The sequence below is a fragment of the Streptomyces sp. NPDC127098 genome (assembly GCF_042722465.1).
Lineage (GTDB): Bacteria > Actinomycetota > Actinomycetes > Streptomycetales > Streptomycetaceae > Streptomyces > Streptomyces millisiae.
In genome coordinates, this window is sequence record NZ_JBHXFJ010000006.1 from 160,502 (window position 1) to 177,457 (window position 16,956).

19 protein-coding genes are annotated in these 16,956 nt (G+C 73.7%); 8 read left to right on the forward strand and 11 right to left on the reverse strand.

The window, feature by feature from the left end; genetic code table 11:
* Positions 1-105: 105 nt before the first annotated feature.
* Both ACFWI8_RS06815 and ACFWI8_RS06820 read left to right on the forward strand, forming a co-directional pair.
* Positions 106-774 carry a restriction endonuclease gene (locus ACFWI8_RS06815; RefSeq protein ID WP_387086670.1) on the forward strand — a complete coding sequence of 223 codons (669 nt, stop codon included), beginning with the start codon at positions 106-108 and terminating at the stop codon, positions 772-774.
* A 282-nt stretch (positions 775-1,056) separates the two neighbouring features.
* The gene (locus tag ACFWI8_RS06820; protein WP_387086672.1) at positions 1,057-1,449 is read left to right on the forward strand and encodes a VOC family protein; all 393 of its coding nucleotides are present in this window, start codon (positions 1,057-1,059) and stop codon (positions 1,447-1,449) included.
* On the opposite strand, the gene ACFWI8_RS06825 is transcribed toward ACFWI8_RS06820, so the two are convergent.
* The gene (locus ACFWI8_RS06825) at positions 1,439-2,155 is read right to left on the reverse strand and encodes a helix-turn-helix domain-containing protein (protein ID WP_387086674.1); all 717 of its coding nucleotides are present in this window, start codon (positions 2,153-2,155) and stop codon (positions 1,439-1,441) included. The genes ACFWI8_RS06820 and ACFWI8_RS06825 overlap by 11 nt on opposite strands.
* Positions 2,156-2,181: 26 nt before the next feature.
* Between ACFWI8_RS06825 and ACFWI8_RS06830 the strand changes: the two genes are divergently transcribed.
* On the forward strand, positions 2,182-2,604 hold the full coding sequence (locus tag ACFWI8_RS06830; protein ID WP_387086676.1) for a VOC family protein: 423 nt from the start codon (positions 2,182-2,184) through the stop codon (positions 2,602-2,604).
* On the opposite strand, the gene ACFWI8_RS06835 is transcribed toward ACFWI8_RS06830, so the two are convergent.
* The 3 genes from ACFWI8_RS06835 to ACFWI8_RS06845 form a co-directional block, all read right to left on the reverse strand.
* Entirely contained in the window at positions 2,565-3,455 is an 891-nt protein-coding gene (locus ACFWI8_RS06835) for a phosphotransferase family protein (protein ID WP_387086678.1), read from the reverse strand. The two genes, ACFWI8_RS06830 and ACFWI8_RS06835, sit on opposite strands and share 40 nt — an antisense overlap.
* On the reverse strand, positions 3,452-3,964 hold the full coding sequence (locus tag ACFWI8_RS06840) for a hypothetical protein (RefSeq protein WP_387086680.1): 513 nt from the start codon (positions 3,962-3,964) through the stop codon (positions 3,452-3,454). Before ACFWI8_RS06840 ends, ACFWI8_RS06835 begins: the two co-directional genes overlap by 4 nt.
* A 61-nt stretch (positions 3,965-4,025) precedes the next feature.
* Entirely contained in the window at positions 4,026-4,637 is a 612-nt protein-coding gene (locus ACFWI8_RS06845) for a short chain dehydrogenase (RefSeq protein WP_387086727.1), read from the reverse strand.
* A 104-nt stretch (positions 4,638-4,741) separates the two neighbouring features.
* Between ACFWI8_RS06845 and ACFWI8_RS06850 the strand changes: the two genes are divergently transcribed.
* A complete protein-coding gene (locus ACFWI8_RS06850; protein WP_387086682.1) occupies positions 4,742-5,623 on the forward strand; it encodes a helix-turn-helix transcriptional regulator in 882 nt (293 codons plus the stop codon).
* Here ACFWI8_RS06850 and ACFWI8_RS06855 read toward each other — a convergent pair.
* The 4 genes from ACFWI8_RS06855 to ACFWI8_RS06870 are packed head-to-tail and all read right to left on the reverse strand — an operon-like array spanning position 5,571 to position 8,638.
* Positions 5,571-6,047 carry a MarR family winged helix-turn-helix transcriptional regulator gene (locus ACFWI8_RS06855; protein ID WP_387086684.1) on the reverse strand — a complete coding sequence of 159 codons (477 nt, stop codon included), beginning with the start codon at positions 6,045-6,047 and terminating at the stop codon, positions 5,571-5,573. The two genes, ACFWI8_RS06850 and ACFWI8_RS06855, sit on opposite strands and share 53 nt — an antisense overlap.
* 9 nt (positions 6,048-6,056) lie before the next feature.
* Complete coding sequence (locus ACFWI8_RS06860) at positions 6,057-6,704, reverse strand: hypothetical protein (RefSeq protein ID WP_387086686.1); 648 nt, start codon at positions 6,702-6,704, stop codon at positions 6,057-6,059.
* 1 nt (position 6,705) lies between these two features.
* The gene (locus tag ACFWI8_RS06865; RefSeq protein ID WP_387086688.1) at positions 6,706-7,773 is read right to left on the reverse strand and encodes a MerR family transcriptional regulator; all 1,068 of its coding nucleotides are present in this window, start codon (positions 7,771-7,773) and stop codon (positions 6,706-6,708) included.
* Between the two features lie 34 nt (positions 7,774-7,807).
* Complete coding sequence (locus tag ACFWI8_RS06870; RefSeq protein ID WP_387086690.1) at positions 7,808-8,638, reverse strand: methyltransferase domain-containing protein; 831 nt, start codon at positions 8,636-8,638, stop codon at positions 7,808-7,810.
* A gap of 28 nt (positions 8,639-8,666) precedes the next feature.
* On the opposite strand from ACFWI8_RS06870, the gene ACFWI8_RS06875 reads away from it, so the two are divergent.
* A complete protein-coding gene (locus ACFWI8_RS06875) occupies positions 8,667-10,166 on the forward strand; it encodes a PLP-dependent aminotransferase family protein (RefSeq protein WP_387086692.1) in 1,500 nt (499 codons plus the stop codon).
* On the opposite strand, the gene ACFWI8_RS06880 is transcribed toward ACFWI8_RS06875, so the two are convergent.
* A complete protein-coding gene (locus ACFWI8_RS06880; protein ID WP_387086695.1) occupies positions 10,153-10,674 on the reverse strand; it encodes a GNAT family N-acetyltransferase in 522 nt (173 codons plus the stop codon). The two genes, ACFWI8_RS06875 and ACFWI8_RS06880, sit on opposite strands and share 14 nt — an antisense overlap.
* Before the next feature lie 482 nt (positions 10,675-11,156).
* Positions 11,157-11,759: a TetR family transcriptional regulator C-terminal domain-containing protein gene (locus tag ACFWI8_RS06885; RefSeq protein WP_387086697.1), complete on the reverse strand. Its 603-nt coding sequence runs from the start codon at positions 11,757-11,759 to the stop codon at positions 11,157-11,159.
* Between the two features lie 93 nt (positions 11,760-11,852).
* Here ACFWI8_RS06885 and ACFWI8_RS06890 point away from each other — a divergent pair, with 93 nt between their 5' ends.
* Together ACFWI8_RS06890 and ACFWI8_RS06895 are read left to right on the forward strand one after the other, a co-directional pair.
* Complete coding sequence (locus ACFWI8_RS06890; protein WP_387086699.1) at positions 11,853-12,635, forward strand: MBL fold metallo-hydrolase; 783 nt, start codon at positions 11,853-11,855, stop codon at positions 12,633-12,635.
* Entirely contained in the window at positions 12,614-13,507 is an 894-nt protein-coding gene (locus ACFWI8_RS06895) for an SDR family NAD(P)-dependent oxidoreductase (protein WP_387086701.1), read from the forward strand. The genes ACFWI8_RS06890 and ACFWI8_RS06895 overlap by 22 nt, the downstream gene beginning before the upstream one ends.
* A gap of 103 nt (positions 13,508-13,610) precedes the next feature.
* Here ACFWI8_RS06895 and dnaB read toward each other — a convergent pair whose 3' ends face one another.
* Positions 13,611-15,041 (reverse strand): replicative DNA helicase, encoded by a 1,431-nt coding sequence (gene dnaB / locus ACFWI8_RS06900; RefSeq protein ID WP_387086729.1) that lies wholly within the window; start codon positions 15,039-15,041, stop codon positions 13,611-13,613.
* Positions 15,042-15,489: 448 nt separating this feature from the next.
* On the opposite strand from dnaB, the gene ACFWI8_RS06905 reads away from it, so the two are divergent.
* On the forward strand, positions 15,490-16,821 hold the full coding sequence (locus tag ACFWI8_RS06905; RefSeq protein ID WP_387086703.1) for an MATE family efflux transporter: 1,332 nt from the start codon (positions 15,490-15,492) through the stop codon (positions 16,819-16,821).
* Positions 16,822-16,956: the final 135 nt, after the last annotated feature.

Below are 16,956 nucleotides of genomic sequence, written 5' to 3' on the forward strand. Positions count from 1 at the left end.
GCATGCGCGCACCTCGCCCGCATCTTCGCCGGATCTTCCTCGTTAACCCGGATGGCGTAGAGACACTACGTCATCCGTCGAGCCACCGGCTCGGGAAGGAAGACGATGAGGAACACCCACACCCACGAGAGCGACCTGCTCGACTCGCGCCAGCTGCGCAGCCGGGTGATCGACCGGGTCGACGCCCTCGACAAGGTCAAGACGCTGCGCACGCTGCCGGACGGACTGCACGTGACGACGCGGATGGTGGCGGCGTACTACGAGGTCGACACCAAGATCGTCGAGAAGGTGGTCGAGCGGCACCGAGCCGAGTTGGAGGCCAACGGTATGCGCGTCCTGCGCGGCGCGGAGCTGCGCGAGTTTCTAACCGACAGGATGTCGGTTAGAACGCCAGGACGAGGCATCACTCTCTACCCCCGGCGGGCGGTGCTGAACGTCGGGATGCTGCTGCGGGACAGCGTCATCGCACGTCAGGTGCGGTCCTACCTCCTCGACACGGAGGCGGAGGCCTGCCTCTCGGCGGCCGCCGAGCCTGTGGATAACTTTCCGCTGCGGGCCCTGCACGAGCTGGAGCGGCACGTCCAGCGGCTGGTCGACGAGCGGATGGTCGCGGTGGCCGAGGAGTCGGTGCGGCAGATGATCAGGACCGCCGTCACGCCACTGCTCAACCACCTCATCGAGACGTCGGGCGAGCACCGGCAGCGACTGCTCGAAATCCGCGATGACCTGCAGCGATTGCAGACGAGCCGGAGCTGGCGACCCGACCTGGGATGACCCGGCGCGCGGCGTGAAGCGGCCCGAAGTCGCAAACACCAGTTGTGGCTTCGGGCCGTGCCGCAGTGTAGTCCGGAGTCGTCCACAGGCGGGTTATCCACAGGCCGACACGATGTCGGTCACGTTATCCACAGGCCGGAAGTTATCCACAGCCAGGGCGACGTCCCAGGTCAAACGGGACACGAACCTGTGGACAACCACATCGTCGAAAACGCGTTCCCACGGTCACCCGCGTCCGATTCCTTCAAGACCGCCCCGACCGCCCGGCCTAGCCTCGGCGGCATGACAGCACGATTCGACCTCATCGGCCTCGTCACCGACGACATGGCGGCCTCACTCGCCTTCTACCGGCGGCTCGGCCTCGACATCCCCGAAGGGGCGGAGAGCCAGCCGCACGTGGAGGCCAGGCTCCCCGGCGGCCTGCGCGTCGCCTGGGACACCGTGGCGACGATCAAGGGCTTCCACCCGGAGTGGACCCCCGGGACCGGCGGTCGCCTCGGGCTCGCCTTCCGCTGCGACGACCCGGCGGACGTGGACGCCGTCTACGCGGAGCTCACCGCCGCCGGGTACGTCGGCGAGAAGAAGCCGTGGGACGCGTTCTGGGGCCAGCGCTACGCCATCGTCCTCGACCCGGACGGCAACGGCGTCGACCTCTTCGCACCCCTCACCCCCTGAGCCGCGTCAGCGGCACCCCCGCCAGCTCCCGCACCTCACGCGCCAGATGGGCCTGGTCGGCGTAGCCGGCCAGCGCCGCCGCCTCGGCCGGCGGGGTACCGGCGTCGGTCAGCCGCAGCGCCTGCCCCAGCCGCAGCACCCGCGCCAGCGTCTTGGGACCGTAGCCGAAGGCGGCCAGGCTGCGGCGACGCAACTGCCGCTCGCTCAGCCCCAGTTCACGCGCGGTCCCGGCCACCCCGCGGCCGGCGGCCAGCGCCGCCACCGCCCGGGCCCGCCACGGCTCGGGCTCCGGATCCGGCGGCGCGGCGGCCAGCCGACCCGCGGCCACCGCCTCCAGGGCCGCCCCGGCCCTGGCCGCGCCGGCCACCCGCTCCGTCAACTCCCGCACCAGGCGCCCTGGCCACACCGCGTCGAGGCCCACCCGCCGATCCGTCAGCTCGTCCGCCGGCACCCCGTACACCAGCGGCCCGAAGCCCGGCGCGAACCGCAGCCCCGTGTACCGCGTGCCAGCCACCCCGGCCACCAGGTGCGCCCGGGTGTCCGGGCCCGCCACCAGCAGCCGCGCGCCGTCCCAGATCAGGTCCATGCAGCCGTCGGGCAGCACCCGGCCGACGCGGTCCGCGACCGCCGTCTTCTCCCACACCACGGCACCCGGGAGGCCGGCGTCCCGCGACGCCGGCCGCTCCCGGTACCCGCCTTCGGCCATGTCGCCCAGGATGACATGCTGCCCCGATGAGGCATCTCGGGCTGCTGGCCCTCGTCGTCCCGGACTACGACGAGGCCATCGCGTACTACACCGGTCCGCTCGGCTTCGAGCTGCGCGAGGACACGCCGCTGCCGGACGACTACCCGGGCAAGCGCTGGGTGGTGGTCGCCCCGGGACCCGACGCGCAGACCGGGCTGCTGCTGGCCAGGGCGGTCACGGACCACCAGCGCAGCCGGATCGGCGACCAGACCGGCGGCCGGGTCGGCTTCTTCCTCTACACCGACGACTTCGACGCCGACTTCGCGCGGTTCACGGCGGCCGGGGTGACGATCGAGAAGCAGCCGTGGACGGCGCCCTACGGCCGGGTCGCGGTCTTCGTCGACCGGTACGGCAACCGCTGGGACCTCGTTCAGCCCGCGGAGTCCCCGAAACCGCCGAAGTCGACGTAGTGGCGTAGCAGTTCGAGCAGCCGGTTGGCGGGTTGGGCGCTCCAGTGCGTGGCCGTCGGCGGCTCGGGTCCGGTGGGCAGCCGGAAGACGGCCCAGGCGACGTGGTGCCACAGGATTCTCGGCCACCACGCCTCCTCCTCGCCCGGCGCGTAGCCGGCGAGCACCGAACGGACCGCGCGCGGCGGCACCTTGGCGAACTCGACGGCCGGGTCGGCGTGGGCCGCGTCGCCCCAGTCGATCAGCGCGGTGAGGGCGCCGGTGGTGGGATCGACGAGGAGGTTGCCGGCCGAGACGTCACCGTGCACGAGGACGAGCGGCGGCTCGGCCGGGACGTGGGCGGCGAGTTCGTCGAGCCAACCGGTCAGCCAGCGGGCGAGCGACGCGCTGAGGTACCCACCGGCGGCCAGCGCCTCGATGCCGGGTCTGACGTCGCCCGCGCGGTCCTCCGCCACACCGGCCAGCGGCGTCGGCGGCGCGGCGTGCAACAGGGCGAGCTGCCGGCCGAGTTCCCGGTACGCGTCCGCGCCCGGCTCGTCGCCGGGCGGCGCGACGCCCGGCGCGCGGCGCTGGACCAGGTAGGGGGCGCCGAACATCTCCCCCACGCCGTCGAACTCCACGATCTCCGGGGCGCGCACGCCCAGGCGCGTGGCGTGCGGGACGACGACGGCCTCCTTGCGCAGGTCGGCCGCGAGGGCCGGGTCCCCGGCACGGGCGACCTTGAGGACCAGCCCGTCGCCCAGCAGGTGGACGTGCGAGGCGACACCTTGACGCGGCGCGGGCCGTACCGCGTCCGGCGCGACGCCATGCCGTCTGGCGACGGCGGCGAGCGCGCCCGGCTCCGGGCCCGTCACCTCGGGTAAGGACCCGGCCGACCGCCGGGCGGAGCCGCCGGATAGGGCCCCGGCGGGTACGGACCGGCGGCCGGTGGCGCGGGCGGCGGCGCGGTCATGGGCCCGCCGAGCAGCAGCGGCATGAACTGGTCGAGCTCGGCCCGCCACTGCCGTCCCACGTTGATCCTGGTCGGCTTCTCCTTACCCGGCAGGTGGAAGCGGAACGAGCTCCAGAGCGAGCCGCGCCGCCCGTCGCTGACCCGCCCGGCCGCCTCCGCCCGGTCGACCACGAACGCCAGCTCCTTGGGCCGGTTGCTCGCCCGGCTCGCCCGGTGGAAGACCACGGCCTGCTCGGTGATGGTCACGAAGTAGTAGTCGATGAACAGCTGTCCGATCAGGCCGAAACCGCTCATCAGATACGGGCTCGGCCCGGTGACGCCGTGGACGGTGACCAGCGGCCGGTCGGCCGGATTGACCCGTGCTATCGCCTCCGCGACCTGCTGCCGCATGGTCGCCTTCAGAATCGCCATGGCCGGGAGTGTACGGACGCCGGCCGAAAACCGGTGCCCGCGCGCCTCGTCGAGGAGGCGCTCAGCGCGTCCCGTCAGGACCGACCCGCAGGACCCGCCCCCGGTCGTCCCCGGTCACGGCCGTCACATAGGCCCGTGCAACCTCCCGTGCCGGCGTGCCTGCCGACGGGTCCATGCCGAGCGCCTCCAGCGTCTCCCTCACCCAGCCGGGGCTGACGGCGTTGACCCGCGCCCCGCGCAGCGGCTCGACGGCGGTGGCGTCGACGAACGCCTCAAGACCGGCGTTGACCAGGGCGGCGAACGAGCCGCCGGGCGTCGGCTCGGCGAAGGCGCCGCTGGTCAGCGTGATGGACCCGCCGTCGCGCAGCCGGGGCAGCGCCCGCCGCACGAGCCGCACCTGGCCGAGCAGCTTGCCGTCGAGGCCGGTCAGGTACTCCGCGTCGTCGCCCTCGTCGAGCCGGACCAGCGCCCCGCTGGCCGCGCAGCACACCACCGCGTCGAGCTCGCCGACCCGGTCGAGCAGCGCGGCCACCGAGTCGGGGTCGGCGATGTCGACGCGCGTCTCGGGCGGCGCGCTCCGGGAGGCGCGCACCACCTCGTGGCCCGCCCCCGTCAGCTCCGCCACCACCGCGCGTCCGATGGTGCCGCCGGCACCGATCACCAGGATCCTCAGCTTCCTCATGCGCCCCACCCTCGCCCGGCCGCCCGGCGCCGACCAGCCCACCGCCGTGGCTATCCCCACCAGGTGCAGGATCGCCGCGCGTAGTCTGGGAGACCATGCGGCCCCATCCCGACCTCGGCCCCTTCCTCCGCTCGCGCCGCGCCCGGCTGCGGCCCACCGACGCCGGGCTGCCCGACCACGGCGGCCGCCGGCGCCGCGTGCCGGGGCTGCGCCGCGAGGAGCTGGCCCAGCTCGCCGGCATCAGCCCCGGCTACTACACCCGCCTGGAACAGGGCCAGACCCCGCACGTCTCGGACGCCGTGCTCGACGCGGTGGCCCGAGTGCTGCGGCTCGACGCGACCGAGCGCTCCCACCTGCGCGCCCTGGTGCGCCCGGCCCGCGCCGACACCACACCACCCACGTCGGCCGAGTCACCGCGCCCCGGGGTGCGCACGCTGCTGGACTCGCTGGGCGCCACCCCGGCCCTGGTGCTCGGCGCACGCGTCGACATCCTGGCGTGGAACGCCGGCGCCCACGCGCTGTTCGGCGGCCACCTGCCCTTCGACGAGCCGCCCAACGCCGCCCGCCTGGTCTTCCTCGACCCGGCCACGCGCCGCCTGTTCGGGGAGGAGTGGCCGGCCAAGTGCCGGGACACCGTCGCCGACCTGCGGATCGTCGTCGGCCGGCGCCCCGGCGACCGGGCGCTGGCCGCGCTGATCGCCGAACTCGTCGAGCGCAGCCCGGAGTTCGCCGCCCTCTGGCGCGCGCACCCGGTGGCCGCCTGTCCCTCGCACGCCCGCCGCTACCGCCACCCGCGTGTGGGGCCGCTCACCCTGACCCACCAGCTGCTCGACCTCGGTGACGGCAGCGCGCAGCGGCTCGCGCTCTACGCGGCCGAGCCCGGCAGCCCCTCGGCCGCCGCACTGGCCCGGCTCGTCCCGGGCGTCACCGCTGGTCGACCGTCCAGTGGTCCAGGACCCGGGCCAGCAGCCGGATGAGCTCGGCGCGCTCGCCCGCCGACAGCGGCGCGAGCAGCGCGTCCTGGGCGACGGCCAGCGCCTTGTCGGCGCGCTCCAACTGCCGCTCGCCCTCGGGGGTCAGGGTGATCACGTTGCGTCGCCGGTCGGCCGGGTCGGGGCTGCGCACCACCTGCCCGGCCGCCGCCAGTTCGTTGAGCGCGGCGACCACGTCGCTGCGGTCGATGCCGCAGCGCCGGCCGAGCGCCGCCTGGCTCGCCGGGCCGAACTCGGCGAGCGCGGCGAGCAGCGGATAGTGGTAGCGGCGGGCACCGACGCCGGCGAACGCCTCGGACGACAGCCGCCCGGCCGGCGTCGCGGCGTGGGTGATGAGCCAGCTCGCCTTCTCGCGCAGTCGAACAGGCACCTGGGAGATGCCGCCGCGCTCGCCGTCCGCCGTCGCCATGGCACGACCCTAACGCGCCCGGTCGGCGAGCGAACCGATCACCCGCCCCAGCTCGGCCCGCTCCGCCTCCGGCAGCCAGCCGGAGGCATGGAGCATGCGCAGCGCCGTGACCAGCCGTTCGCCGTCCTCCGGGGTGCCGAGGTCGCCGAGACGCACCGGCAGCACCAGCGCCAGCGCCGTCAACTCGCGGCGTGCGCACCACCGTTCGACCAGCGCGTCGAGCTCGGCGAAGTGGGCGCCGGCCGCGTGGGCGCCGAGCCCGCGCGCGACGGCGAACCGGATCCACTCCCGGTACTGCCCCTCCGGCACCGCGTCGACGTGGCGAGCGGCGAGCGCGAAGTGCTCGCGCGCCGGCTCGGCGCGCCCCGCCGTCCGGTGCGCCCGCGCGATGTTCAGGTGCAGCGAGGCGTAGAAGCCCGCCATTTTCTCGTCCCCCACCGCGTCCGCGAGCCGCAGGCACTCCTCGTTCCAGCGCAGCGTCTCCTCCGGGGTGTCCTGGTGCCGGGCGACGTAGTGCGCAGCGACGCACCGCTCGTAGTCATCGCCGGCCGCCGCCCAGGCGCGTTCGAACAGCTCGCGCGCCCGGTCCCGCTCCCCCTCGGCCTCCGCCGCCATGCCGGCCACACACAGCCGGACCACCTCGTTGTGCGGGTCCATCTCAGCTCCCCGCCACGCGCACCGGCATCACCAGGGTGGTGAAGCTGCCCTGGTCCGCCGACCTGACGACCACGGGCGCCGCGTCGGAGACCAGTTCGAGCAGCACGTCGGGCCCCACGCTCGCCTCAAGGGCGGGCAGCAGCACCGCGGGATCGAAGGCGACGCGCGACGGCGGCGCCCCCGACACGACGCCCCGCAACGCCGTCCCACCGGAGTCCACGCCGCCGGCTGTGATTCCGCCGTCCCGCGCCGTACGCAGGACGACGGGCCCCTCGGCCGGCACCGCGTCCCGCAGCGCGCGACGGCCCACGATCACCCGGCCACGCGGGGCGTCCAGCGCCGCCAGCATCTCCCGGTAGTCGGGGAACTCCTCGTCGACCACCGGCAGCTCCCGCTCACCCGCCCCGGCGCGCAGCCTGGCGCCCGCGCCGTCGGCCACCACCTCCACCTCGGGCTCCGGCAGCGCCCAGGCTGCCGCCTCCCGCAGCGCGGCCGCCGCCACCAGCAGCCGGCGCCCGCCGCCGTCGAGCGCGACGGGCCGCAGCACCCGCAGCGCGAGCCGGTAGCGGTCGCTGGCCACCAGCCGCACCTCCCCGCCGCCCAGCTCGACCAGCACCCCGGCGAGCGCGGGCGGCCCCACGGCGGCCGCCGCCGGCGCCACCTGCCGCACCGCGCTGGCCAGCTCCGCCCCGCCGAGCCGCGCCACCGTCCGCCGGCCGGCGGACGGCAGCCCCCGCAGCACCTCATCGACGGCCGACCTGGCCGCCGCGGCCAGCTCGGAGGTACGGCGCAGATGGGCGGTGAGCACCGCCCGCGCCTCCTCGGCCGGCCCGTCGAGCACCACCGCCACGTCCACCAGCGGCAGCCCGGCGTCCCGCAGCCGCCGCACCGCCACCCCGCGCGCCTCCTGCTCGGGCGCGTAGTAGCGGTAGCCGGTGACCGCGTCCACCCGGTCCGGGCGCAGCAGCCCGCAGTCGTCGTAGAAGCGCAGCGCGCTGGGCGCCACGCCGACGCGCCGGGCGAAGGCGCCGATGCTCATCTCGGCCGGTTGGTCCGTCTCGCGTTCCATGGCCGCGATTCTGGAGCTTCGTCCAACCTGAAGGTCAAGCCACGTCGAGGGCCGGCCGGACGCCGACCCCCTTGAAGAAGGCGTAGTGGAACGTCCCGTCCCCGCCGGCCGCCCGGCGCAGGTCGGCCATCCCACGGTCCCAGTCGGCCGGCGTCATCAACCCGGCCTCCAGCGCCTGCTCGCGGACCCCGCCGACCATCGCGGCGAACGTGTCGAGCACGAAGTCCCCCATCAGGTCCGGCCTGGCGGCGTCCGCGTAGACCGTCCGCACCTCGACCGACACGTCGACATAGCCCGCCCCGCGCAGCAGCGGCCCCACCGCCCGCCCGGTGTGCGCGTCGCCGCCGGCCACCTCCTGGAGCCTGGCCTGGCAGTCGATCACCGCCCTGGCGTACGGGCTGTCCGGGTGGAAGAACGCCGTGCCGTGGTCCCCCTCGATCGCCGTCAGCGTGCCGCCGGGACGCAGCACCCGGCGCAGCTCGACCAGCGCCCGCTCCCTGTTGGACAGGTGCTCCAGCAGGAAGCAGACGAAGACATGGTCGAACTCCGCTTCGGGGAACGGGAGTTCGTAGACGTCCGCATGACACCAGCGCACCTCGGCCGCCGGCGCGACCGCCGCGACCCGCGCCCGGGCCGTGGCCAACGACTCGGCCGAGCGGTCGAGCGCCACCCACCGCACCCCGGGGCTGTTCGCCACCAGGTGCACCGTCTGCGCCCCGACGCCGCAGCCCGCCTCCAGCACCCGACTGCCCGCCGGGTAGGACGTGCCGGCGTGCAACAGCTCCGCCAACGTGTCCGCCTGGTCGCCGAGCCTGCGCGCCTCGCGCTCCGAGTAGCCGTGTACATAGCCGATCAACGAGTCCATGCGGCAAGCCTGCTGCCACTATGGTCCGGTGCACAGGTCCAATGCCGATCGATCCGACCAGGCCAAAGCGGCCGGCACCTCCGACTTCCTGCAACTCGACATCGCCCAGGCCCCACCCGGCGGCCGCGCCGACTGGCTGGCCCGCCAACTCAGGCACGCCGTCGCCGACGGCCGACTCCCGGTCGGCAGCCGACTGCCCCCCACCCGCGCGCTCGCCGCCGAACTCGGCGTCTCCCGCGGCGTCGTCACCGAGGCCTACCGGCGCCTGACCGAGGACGGCCACGCCGAGGGCCACCGCCGCAACGGCACCACCGTCGTCGCCGCCCCGCTGCCCCCGCCCGCCCGACCGGCCAGCGCCCCGGCGCCACCACCCGCGCCCACCCCCGCCGACCTCTTCACCCACCCCCCGGACCAGGGCGTCTTCGACGCGCTGCGCGCCGCCCCCGCCCGCGTCGACCTCACCCCGGGCACCCCCGACCTCGCCGCCTTCCCCCGCGCCGCCTGGCTGCGCGCCGAACGCGAGCTGCTCCGCGACCTCCCCGCCACCGGCCTCGGCTACGGCGACCCACGCGGCACCCCGGCGCTGCGCGCCGCCGTCGCCGACTGGCTGGCCCGCAACCGGGGCCTCCGCGTCACCCCGGACGAGGTGCTGATCACCTCGGGCACCGCGCAGACCCTCGCCCTCCTCGGCCAGGTGCTGACCGCCGCCGGCGTCACCTCGGTGGCCGTGGAGGACCCCGGCTCGCTCGGCGCCCGCCAACAACTGGCGGCCGCCGGGCTCGACGTCCCACCCATCCCCGTCGACCCGGCCGGCGCCCGCGTCGACGCCCTGCGCGCAACCGGTGCAGGCGCCGTCCTCCTCACCCCCGCCCACCAGTTCCCCACCGGCGTCGTCCTCGACGGCGCCCGCCGCCGCGAACTGCTGCGCTGGGCCACCGAGCACGACGGCCTCATCATCGAGGACGACTACGACTCAGAACACCGCTACGACCGCCCCCCGGTCGCCGCGCTCCGCTCCCTGCTCGCCGACCGCGTCGCCTACTGCGGCAGCGCCTCCAAACTCCTCGCCCCCGCGCTCCGCATCGGCTGGCTGGTGCCACCCCCCGAACACCGCGACGCCCTGATCGCCGCCAAGCGCCTGGCCGACCTCGGCAACGCGGCACTGCCCCAGCTGGTGCTCGCCAGGCTGATGGAGTCCGGCGAACTGGAACGCCAACTGCGGCTCGCCCGCGCCCGCCACCGCCGCCGCCGGGACGCCATGATCGACGCGCTCCGCCGCCACCTCCCGCACACCACGCTGCACGGCCCGGCCGCCGGGCTCCACCTGATGACCACCTTCGACGACCCGGCCCTGGACGACACCGCCCTGGCCGCCGCGGCCCTCGCCCGCGGCGTCAAGCTCCACCCCCTCAGCTGGCACCGCAGGCTCCCCCACCCGCCGGGTCTGATCCTCGGCTACGCGGCCACGCCCCCCGACGCGATCCGGGAGGGCGTGGCCGCGCTGGCCGCCGCCGTCAGCGAGACGTGAGCCGGAAACGGACCACGTTCCCCTCGGCCTCGGCGGCGGCCGGCTCGAAGCGCTCGAAGCCGGCCTTCTCCACCACGCGGACGGACGCCGAGTTCGACGGCTCCACGCCGGCGACCACGGTGTGCACCCCGGGCGCGGCGAGCGCGAACCCGGCCAACGCCCTGGTCGCCTCCGAGGCATAGCCCCGACCGCGGCGGGACGGCACCACGCCGTAGCCGATCTCGACGACACCGTCGCGCGGCGGCCAGAACAGGCCGATCGAGCCCACCACGAGACCACTGGCGCGCTCGACGATCAACCGGTGGCCGTACTCGCCGAGCCAGGCCGGCTGTTGGTCGAGCAGCCCCGCGACGACGCGATCCCCCTCGGCGGGGAAGTCGGCCGCCCACCGCGCGGGCCGCGCGCCCTCGCCGAGGACCGCGGCGGCCTCCGCGAGGGTCCAGGGCCGCAACAGCAGGCGCTCACTGGTCAGCGGGGCAGGGGAGGATGGTGAAGCGGAGGAAGACATGATCACTCCTGGTCGTCCGATGAACGACCGGACCGCGCGCTATCGCCGCACGGCCCGGACAAGGGCACGCTGACGAGGGCCGGCGACGGCCATATTCATCAACCTCCCTGGTCCGTGGGCGCGCACCGCACGCGCGGTACGACGATAGCTCAGAGCGAGTCGAGGAAACCCCGGACGGCCGAGGCGAACTCGGCGCTCGCCAGCCACTCCGGGGCGGGTCGCACGTGTAGGGTCCGCGTTTCGGTGTCACATGGCGATGTTGTGAGCCGCGCGTTCATCTCAGTCCGCGCTTCATGTCACCTTGATCGTTCCGAGTTTCGTGTCACTTCTCTGTGCGGTGTCGGTGCTCCCGAAAGCGAGTTCGGGGTGTGGGACTGGCTCGGGAAATTTCGGGGCGGAACCGGTCCATCCCGACCAGCGGGAACGTGGTCAGGCGGTCCGGTCATCGGGAAGGGGTCGGGTTTGCCCGGTCTGGCGTGCGGTCAGGACTGGTCCAGGGCCCGTTCGATCGCGCGGCGGGCGCGGCCCGCCGCCGTCTGGTCGTGCTGGAGCTGCATGGCCGCGTTCAGTGCCAGCCCGGCGGCGACGATCTCGAACAGCGCCTGGTCGACGTCGAACCCGGCGGGTAGCTCGTCGTTGTCCACCGCCGCGGTCAGGTCGGCGCGCAGCTGGTCCCGCCAGCGCGACCACACCTCGGCCACCGCGTCGCGGACCCGGCCGGGGCGGCCGTCGTACTCGGTGAGCGCCACGGTCATCAGGCAGCCGCCGGGCAGCAGTGGCGTCTCCAGGTAGTCCACGGAGTTGGCGCAGACCGCGCGTAGCCGGCGCAGGCCCGGCGGCTCGGCCAGCGCGGGCTCGACGACCCGGTGCCAGAAGTCCACGAACGCCTTGTCCAGTGTGGAGATCTGCAGCGTCTCCTTGGTGCCGAAGTGCTTGTGCACTCCGGACTTGCTCATCCCCAGCTCCTCGGCGAGTCGACCGATGGTGATGCCCTCCAGGCCCTCCTCGGAGGCGATCTCGGCGGCACGGCCAAGGATCCGGCCCCTGGTGGCCCGCGCTTCGGCCGCTGAGCGTCGCGGTGACATGCGACGAGAATAGCGTACGCGCGTCCGCTATTGATTTGGCGAACGCCCGTACGCTAAATTCTGTCGCCCACCACCGAGACGAGGGAGTGCGGGATGCGGGTGCGGCGACTGGGCTGGGCCGGACTGGAGATCGAGGCGGGCGGCAAGCGACTGGTGATCGACTACGTGCGAGACCTCTCACCGCTGTTCACGGGGTGGAAGCCCGGCGAGTGGCTGGCGGCGCCGAGCGGGAAGGTCACCGCCGCGCTCGTCACCCACCTCCACCGGGACCACACCGACGCGCCCGCGCTCGCGGACGTGCTGACGCCGGGGGCGCCGGTGCTGCGACCGGCGCCCGGCCACGGCGACGACGTGGACAACGTGACGACACTGCTGGCCGAGAGCGAACTGGCCCGGCACCAGCTGGCTGTCGAGATCGTGGATGCCTGGTCCACCCGCGACCTCGGGACGTTCCGCGTCACCGCGGTCCCGGCCGTCGACGGGCTGGGCGACCCGCAGCTGAACTGGGTGGTGGAGGCCGACGGGCAGCGGGTCTTCCACGGCGGTGACACGATGTTCCACGGCTACTGGTGGCTCATCGCGCGCCGGTTCAGCCCGTTCGACGCGGTGTTCCTGCCCGCCAACGGCGCCGTGGTCGACGCGCCACACCTCCAGCCGCCGAGCCCGCTGCCCGCCGCGCTGGACCCGAGGCAGGCCGCCGCGGCCGCGGAGATCCTCGACGCCCGATACGCGGTACCGATCCACTACGAGCCAAAACAGCCGGACAAGATCGCGGGCTACGTCGAGGTCACCGACCCGGAGCACGAGTTCCGCACGCACGCCGGACAGCGCGCACACGTGCTGACCGTCGGCGAATGGCTGGACCTGACGATATGACCGCAACTCCGCGACGTAGCTCCGGCATGGACGCAGTCAGCTCAGGACAAGGGAAAGGACTCCGGGTGAGTACAGAGATCAGGGTCGTCGCGGTCACCGGCGGCGGTACGGGCATTGGCGCGGCGGTGGCCCGCCGCTACGCGGCCGAGGGCGCGAAGGTGGTGGTCCTCGGACGGCGGCGCGAACCGCTGGAGAAGGTGACGGAGGAGACCGGCGCGCACGTCATCGCGTGTGATGCCAGCGTGACCTCGGACGCGGAGAACGCGGTCGCGGAGATCGTCGGCCGGTTCGGGCGGCTGGACGTCGTGGTCGCGAACGCCGGCGGGCACGGGCTGTCGTCGGTGACCGACACCGACGACGAGGAGTGGGAGCTGGCGTTGCGCTCGAACCTCTCGAGCGCGTTCGTGTTCTGCCGGGCCTCGCTGCCCTCGCTGGTGGAAGCCAGGGGACAGGTGGTGATCGTGTCCTCGTTAGCCGGTCTGTTCGCGGGTCCCAACGTCGCGGGGTACACCGTCGCGAAACACGCGCTGATCGGCCTCACCCGGTCGATCGCCCGGGACTACGGGCCCCACGGTGTCCGCGCGAACGCGGTCTGCCCCGGTTGGGTCCGCACCCCGATGGCCGACGGCGCAATGGAACAGTTCGCCGAGGCGGCAGGGTTTGCCGGAGGGCGCGACGAGGGCTACCGCCGGGCGACCGCCGAGGTCCCGCTCCGACGCCCGGCCGAACCGGACGAGATCGCCTCCATCGTTCGGTTCCTCGGCTCGCCGGAATCGTCATACATCACCGGCGCGGTACTGGTCGCCGACGGCGGCGCGCACGCGGTCGACCTGCCCACACTGGCCTTCGAACGCGTCGGCACGGACACCTGACGCCAGCCTCCCCGACGTAAAACTCGCGACGTCGAAACTCAGCTGTGGATATGACGGCTTGGCGCGGATTTTGACAGCGAAACGCGGAACCTACAGCACGGCCTCAGAAGCCGCCCTCCATGTTCACGAAGCGGGAGTAGTGCCCCTGGAAGGCCACCGTGATCGTCGCCGTGGGCCCGTTCCTGTGCTTCGCGACGATCAGGTCGGCCTCACCCGCGCGCGGCGACTCCTTCTCGTAGGCGTCCTCGCGGTGCAACAGGATGACCATGTCCGCATCCTGCTCGATCGATCCACTTTCGCGAAGGTCGGAAACCATCGGCTTCTTGTCCGTACGCTGCTCGGGACCACGGTTGAGCTGGGAGAGCGCGATCACCGGCACCTCGAGCTCCTTGGCCAGCAGCTTGAGGTTCCTGGACATCTCGGAGACCTCCTGCTGACGGCTCTCGGCGCGGCGACTGCCGCCCGACTGCATCAGCTGGAGGTAGTCGATGACGATGAGCCGCAGGTCGTTGCGCTGCTTCAACCGCCGGCACTTGGCCCGGATCTCCATCATCGACAGGTTCGGCGAGTCGTCGATGTACAGCGGCGCCTCGTTGACCTCGGCCATCTGCCGGGCGAGCCGGTTCCAGTCCTCGTCCGTCATGCTGCCGGACCGCATGTGGTGCAGCGCCACCCGCGCCTCGGCCGACAGCAACCGCATCGCGATCTCGTTCCGCCCCATCTCGAGCGAGAAGATCACACTGGGCAGCTTGTGCTTGATGGAGCAGGCCCGCGCGAAGTCCAGCGCGAGCGTCGACTTGCCCATCGCCGGCCTGGCCGCGATCACGATCATCTGGCCGGGGTGGAGGCCGTTGGTGAGCGCGTCGAGGTCGGTGAAGCCGGTGGGGACGCCGGTCATCTCGCCGCTGCGGTTGCTGATGGCCTCGATCTCGTCGAGGGCGCCCTCCATGATCTCGCCGAGCGGCAGGTAGTCCTCCGAGGTGCGCTGCTCGGTGACCGCGTAGACCTCGGCCTGGGCGGAGTTGACGATGTCGTCGACGTCGCCGTCGGCCGCGTATCCCATCTGGGTGATGCGGGTGCCGGCCTGGACCAGGCGGCGCAGCACCGCGCGGTCGTGCACGATCTCCGCGTAGTACTGGGCGTTGGCCGCGGTCGGGACCGTGTGGACCAGGGAGTGCACGTAGCCGGCGCCGCCGACCCTGGCGAGCTCGCCGCGCTTGGTCAGCTCGGCGGAGATGGTGATGGGGTCGGCCGGCTCGCCCTTCGCGTAGAGGTCGAGGATGGCCGTGTAGATGGTCTCGTGGGCCGGCTTGTAGAAGTCGCCGCCGCGCAGCACCTCGACGACGTCGGCGATGGCGTCCTTGGAGAGCAACATGCCGCCGAGCACCGACTGCTCGGCCGTCACGTCCTGGGGCGGCACCCGCTCGAAGGCGGCGCGCTCGTCGGCGCCCGGCCCCGGATCCTGGTCGGGGCGGCCGTCCTCCGCGCTGTTCCGCGGGCGGGAGATCTGGGCAGGGCCCGCCGCCGTCTCCATCCCGTCCCACATGGGGCCCGCGTGCTCGAGATCGGCCACCGTCCCCGCCTCCTCCCGGCCCGCCGCCGTGTGTCGCTTCTCTTTCCTACGCCACAGCTCTGACACTCGGCATCGCCCGGCGGGGGACCTACGGTAAGCCCAGCGGAGGGGAGGACCAACCAAGTTATCCACAGGCTATGTGGATTTCAGATCAGACCCTGTGGACAACGTCCCGAAAGCTGTGGACAACCCCGTGGAGGACGGTGGACGACGCTGTGAACAACTCGCCGAAGATCCACTTTCCCCCGCTCTGACGTGCGGTTTCCTCGTCCACCGCCTGTGTATGGGAAAAACTTCAGGACCGTCACCCTGATCACGGCTGCGGGCGGTGACCGACCGTCGACCGAGGCCGCAGGGTAAGGATTCCTTGCCACTTGTGTCCATTACCTGTGGATGTTTGGATCTGGCCATGCCACCCACCGCATCGAGCGCCCGCCGACACGACCGCGAGATCCTCGCCCTCGCCCTGCCCGCCTTCGGCTCCCTGGTCGCGGAACCCCTCTTCCTGATGACCGACAGCGCCATGGTCGGCCACCTCGGCACCGCCCAGCTCGCCGGCCTCGGCATCGCCGCCGCCCTGCTGTCCACCGCCGTCAACGTCTTCGTCTTCCTCGCCTACGCCACCACCGCGGCCGTGGCCCGCAGCGTCGGCGCCCGCGACCTCTCGGCCGCGATCCGCCAGGGCATGGACGGCATCTGGCTGGCGCTCATCCTCGGCCTCTGCCTGGTCGCCGTCGTGCTGCCCACCGCCCCCGCCGTGGTGGACGCCTTCGGCGCCTCGCCCACCGCCGCCCCGCACGCCGTCACCTACCTGCGGATCAGCGCGCTCGGCCTGCCCGCCATGCTGATCGTCCTCGCCGCCACCGGAGTGCTCCGCGGCCTCCAGGACACCAGGACCCCGCTCTACGTGGCCATCGCCGGCTTCGCCGTCAACATCGCCCTCAACGCCGTGCTGATCTACGGCCTCGACCTGGGCGTCGCCGGCTCCGCCTGGGGCACCGTGCTCGCCCAGTTCGGCATGGCCGCCGCCTACCTCCGCGTGGTGCTGCGCGGCGCCCGGGCGCACGGCGCCAGCCTGCGCCCCACCACCGCCGGGGTCCTCGCCAGCGCCCGCGCCGGGGTGCCCCTGCTGATCCGCACCCTCTCGCTGCGCGGCGTGCTGCTGATCGCCACCGCAGTCGCGACCAGGCTCGGCGACGTCGACGTCGCCGCCCACCAGATAACCCTGACCGTCTGGACCCTGCTGGCCCTCGCCCTGGACGCCATCGCCATCGCGGGACAGGCGATCATCGGCCGCTACCTCGGCGCCGACGACGCCGCGGGCGCCCGCTCGGCCTGCCGCCGGATGATCTGGTGGGGCACGGTCTCCGGAGTGGCCATCGGCCTGCTGCTCGCCGCCGCCAGCCCGCTGCTGCCCCGGCTCTTCACCGGCGACGAGGCCGTGCACGAGCGGCTGCTGCCGGTGCTCCTGGTGGTCGCCGTCACCCAGCCGATCGCCGGCGTGGTCTTCGTGCTCGACGGGGTGCTGATGGGCGCCGGCGACGGGCCCTTCCTGGCCGGGGCCATGCTGCTGACCCTGGCCGTCTTCACGCCGATCGCGCTGCTGCTGCCCGGGCTCGGCGGCGGCCTCACCGCGCTGTGGTGGGCGCTGGCCGGGCTGATGATGGGCACCCGCCTGGTCACCCTGCTGCTGCGGACCAGGACGGGACGCTGGGCCGTCACCGGCGCCGTCCGCGCCTGACCCCCGAGCGCCCGGCTTCCGGGACGCCGACGGCCGGGGCCCCCCCGCCCCGGGGGTTCGGGGCCGCGGGCTCGTCGCGGGCGGCCCCAGGGCGGGCGGCCCGGCCCGGCCCCCCCCCCCCCCCCCGCGGGTAGC

Coding starts and splice junctions, on each gene's coding strand:
- ACFWI8_RS06815 (WP_387086670.1), top strand. CDS start 106: ATGAGGAACACCCACACCCACGAGAGCGACCTGCTCGACTCGCGCCAG.
- ACFWI8_RS06820 (WP_387086672.1), top strand. CDS start 1,057: ATGACAGCACGATTCGACCTCATCGGCCTCGTCACCGACGACATGGCG.
- ACFWI8_RS06825 (WP_387086674.1), bottom strand. CDS start 2,155: ATGGCCGAAGGCGGGTACCGGGAGCGGCCGGCGTCGCGGGACGCCGGC.
- ACFWI8_RS06830 (WP_387086676.1), top strand. CDS start 2,182: ATGAGGCATCTCGGGCTGCTGGCCCTCGTCGTCCCGGACTACGACGAG.
- ACFWI8_RS06840 (WP_387086680.1), bottom strand. CDS start 3,964: ATGGCGATTCTGAAGGCGACCATGCGGCAGCAGGTCGCGGAGGCGATA.
- ACFWI8_RS06850 (WP_387086682.1), top strand. CDS start 4,742: ATGCGGCCCCATCCCGACCTCGGCCCCTTCCTCCGCTCGCGCCGCGCC.
- ACFWI8_RS06855 (WP_387086684.1), bottom strand. CDS start 6,047: ATGGCGACGGCGGACGGCGAGCGCGGCGGCATCTCCCAGGTGCCTGTT.
- ACFWI8_RS06860 (WP_387086686.1), bottom strand. CDS start 6,704: ATGGACCCGCACAACGAGGTGGTCCGGCTGTGTGTGGCCGGCATGGCG.
- ACFWI8_RS06865 (WP_387086688.1), bottom strand. CDS start 7,773: ATGGAACGCGAGACGGACCAACCGGCCGAGATGAGCATCGGCGCCTTC.
- ACFWI8_RS06870 (WP_387086690.1), bottom strand. CDS start 8,638: ATGGACTCGTTGATCGGCTATGTACACGGCTACTCGGAGCGCGAGGCG.
- ACFWI8_RS06880 (WP_387086695.1), bottom strand. CDS start 10,674: ATGTCTTCCTCCGCTTCACCATCCTCCCCTGCCCCGCTGACCAGTGAG.
- ACFWI8_RS06885 (WP_387086697.1), bottom strand. CDS start 11,759: ATGTCACCGCGACGCTCAGCGGCCGAAGCGCGGGCCACCAGGGGCCGG.
- ACFWI8_RS06890 (WP_387086699.1), top strand. CDS start 11,853: ATGCGGGTGCGGCGACTGGGCTGGGCCGGACTGGAGATCGAGGCGGGC.
- ACFWI8_RS06895 (WP_387086701.1), top strand. CDS start 12,614: ATGGCTGGACCTGACGATATGACCGCAACTCCGCGACGTAGCTCCGGC.
- dnaB (WP_387086729.1), bottom strand. CDS start 15,041: ATGGAGACGGCGGCGGGCCCTGCCCAGATCTCCCGCCCGCGGAACAGC.
- ACFWI8_RS06905 (WP_387086703.1), top strand. CDS start 15,490: ATGCCACCCACCGCATCGAGCGCCCGCCGACACGACCGCGAGATCCTC.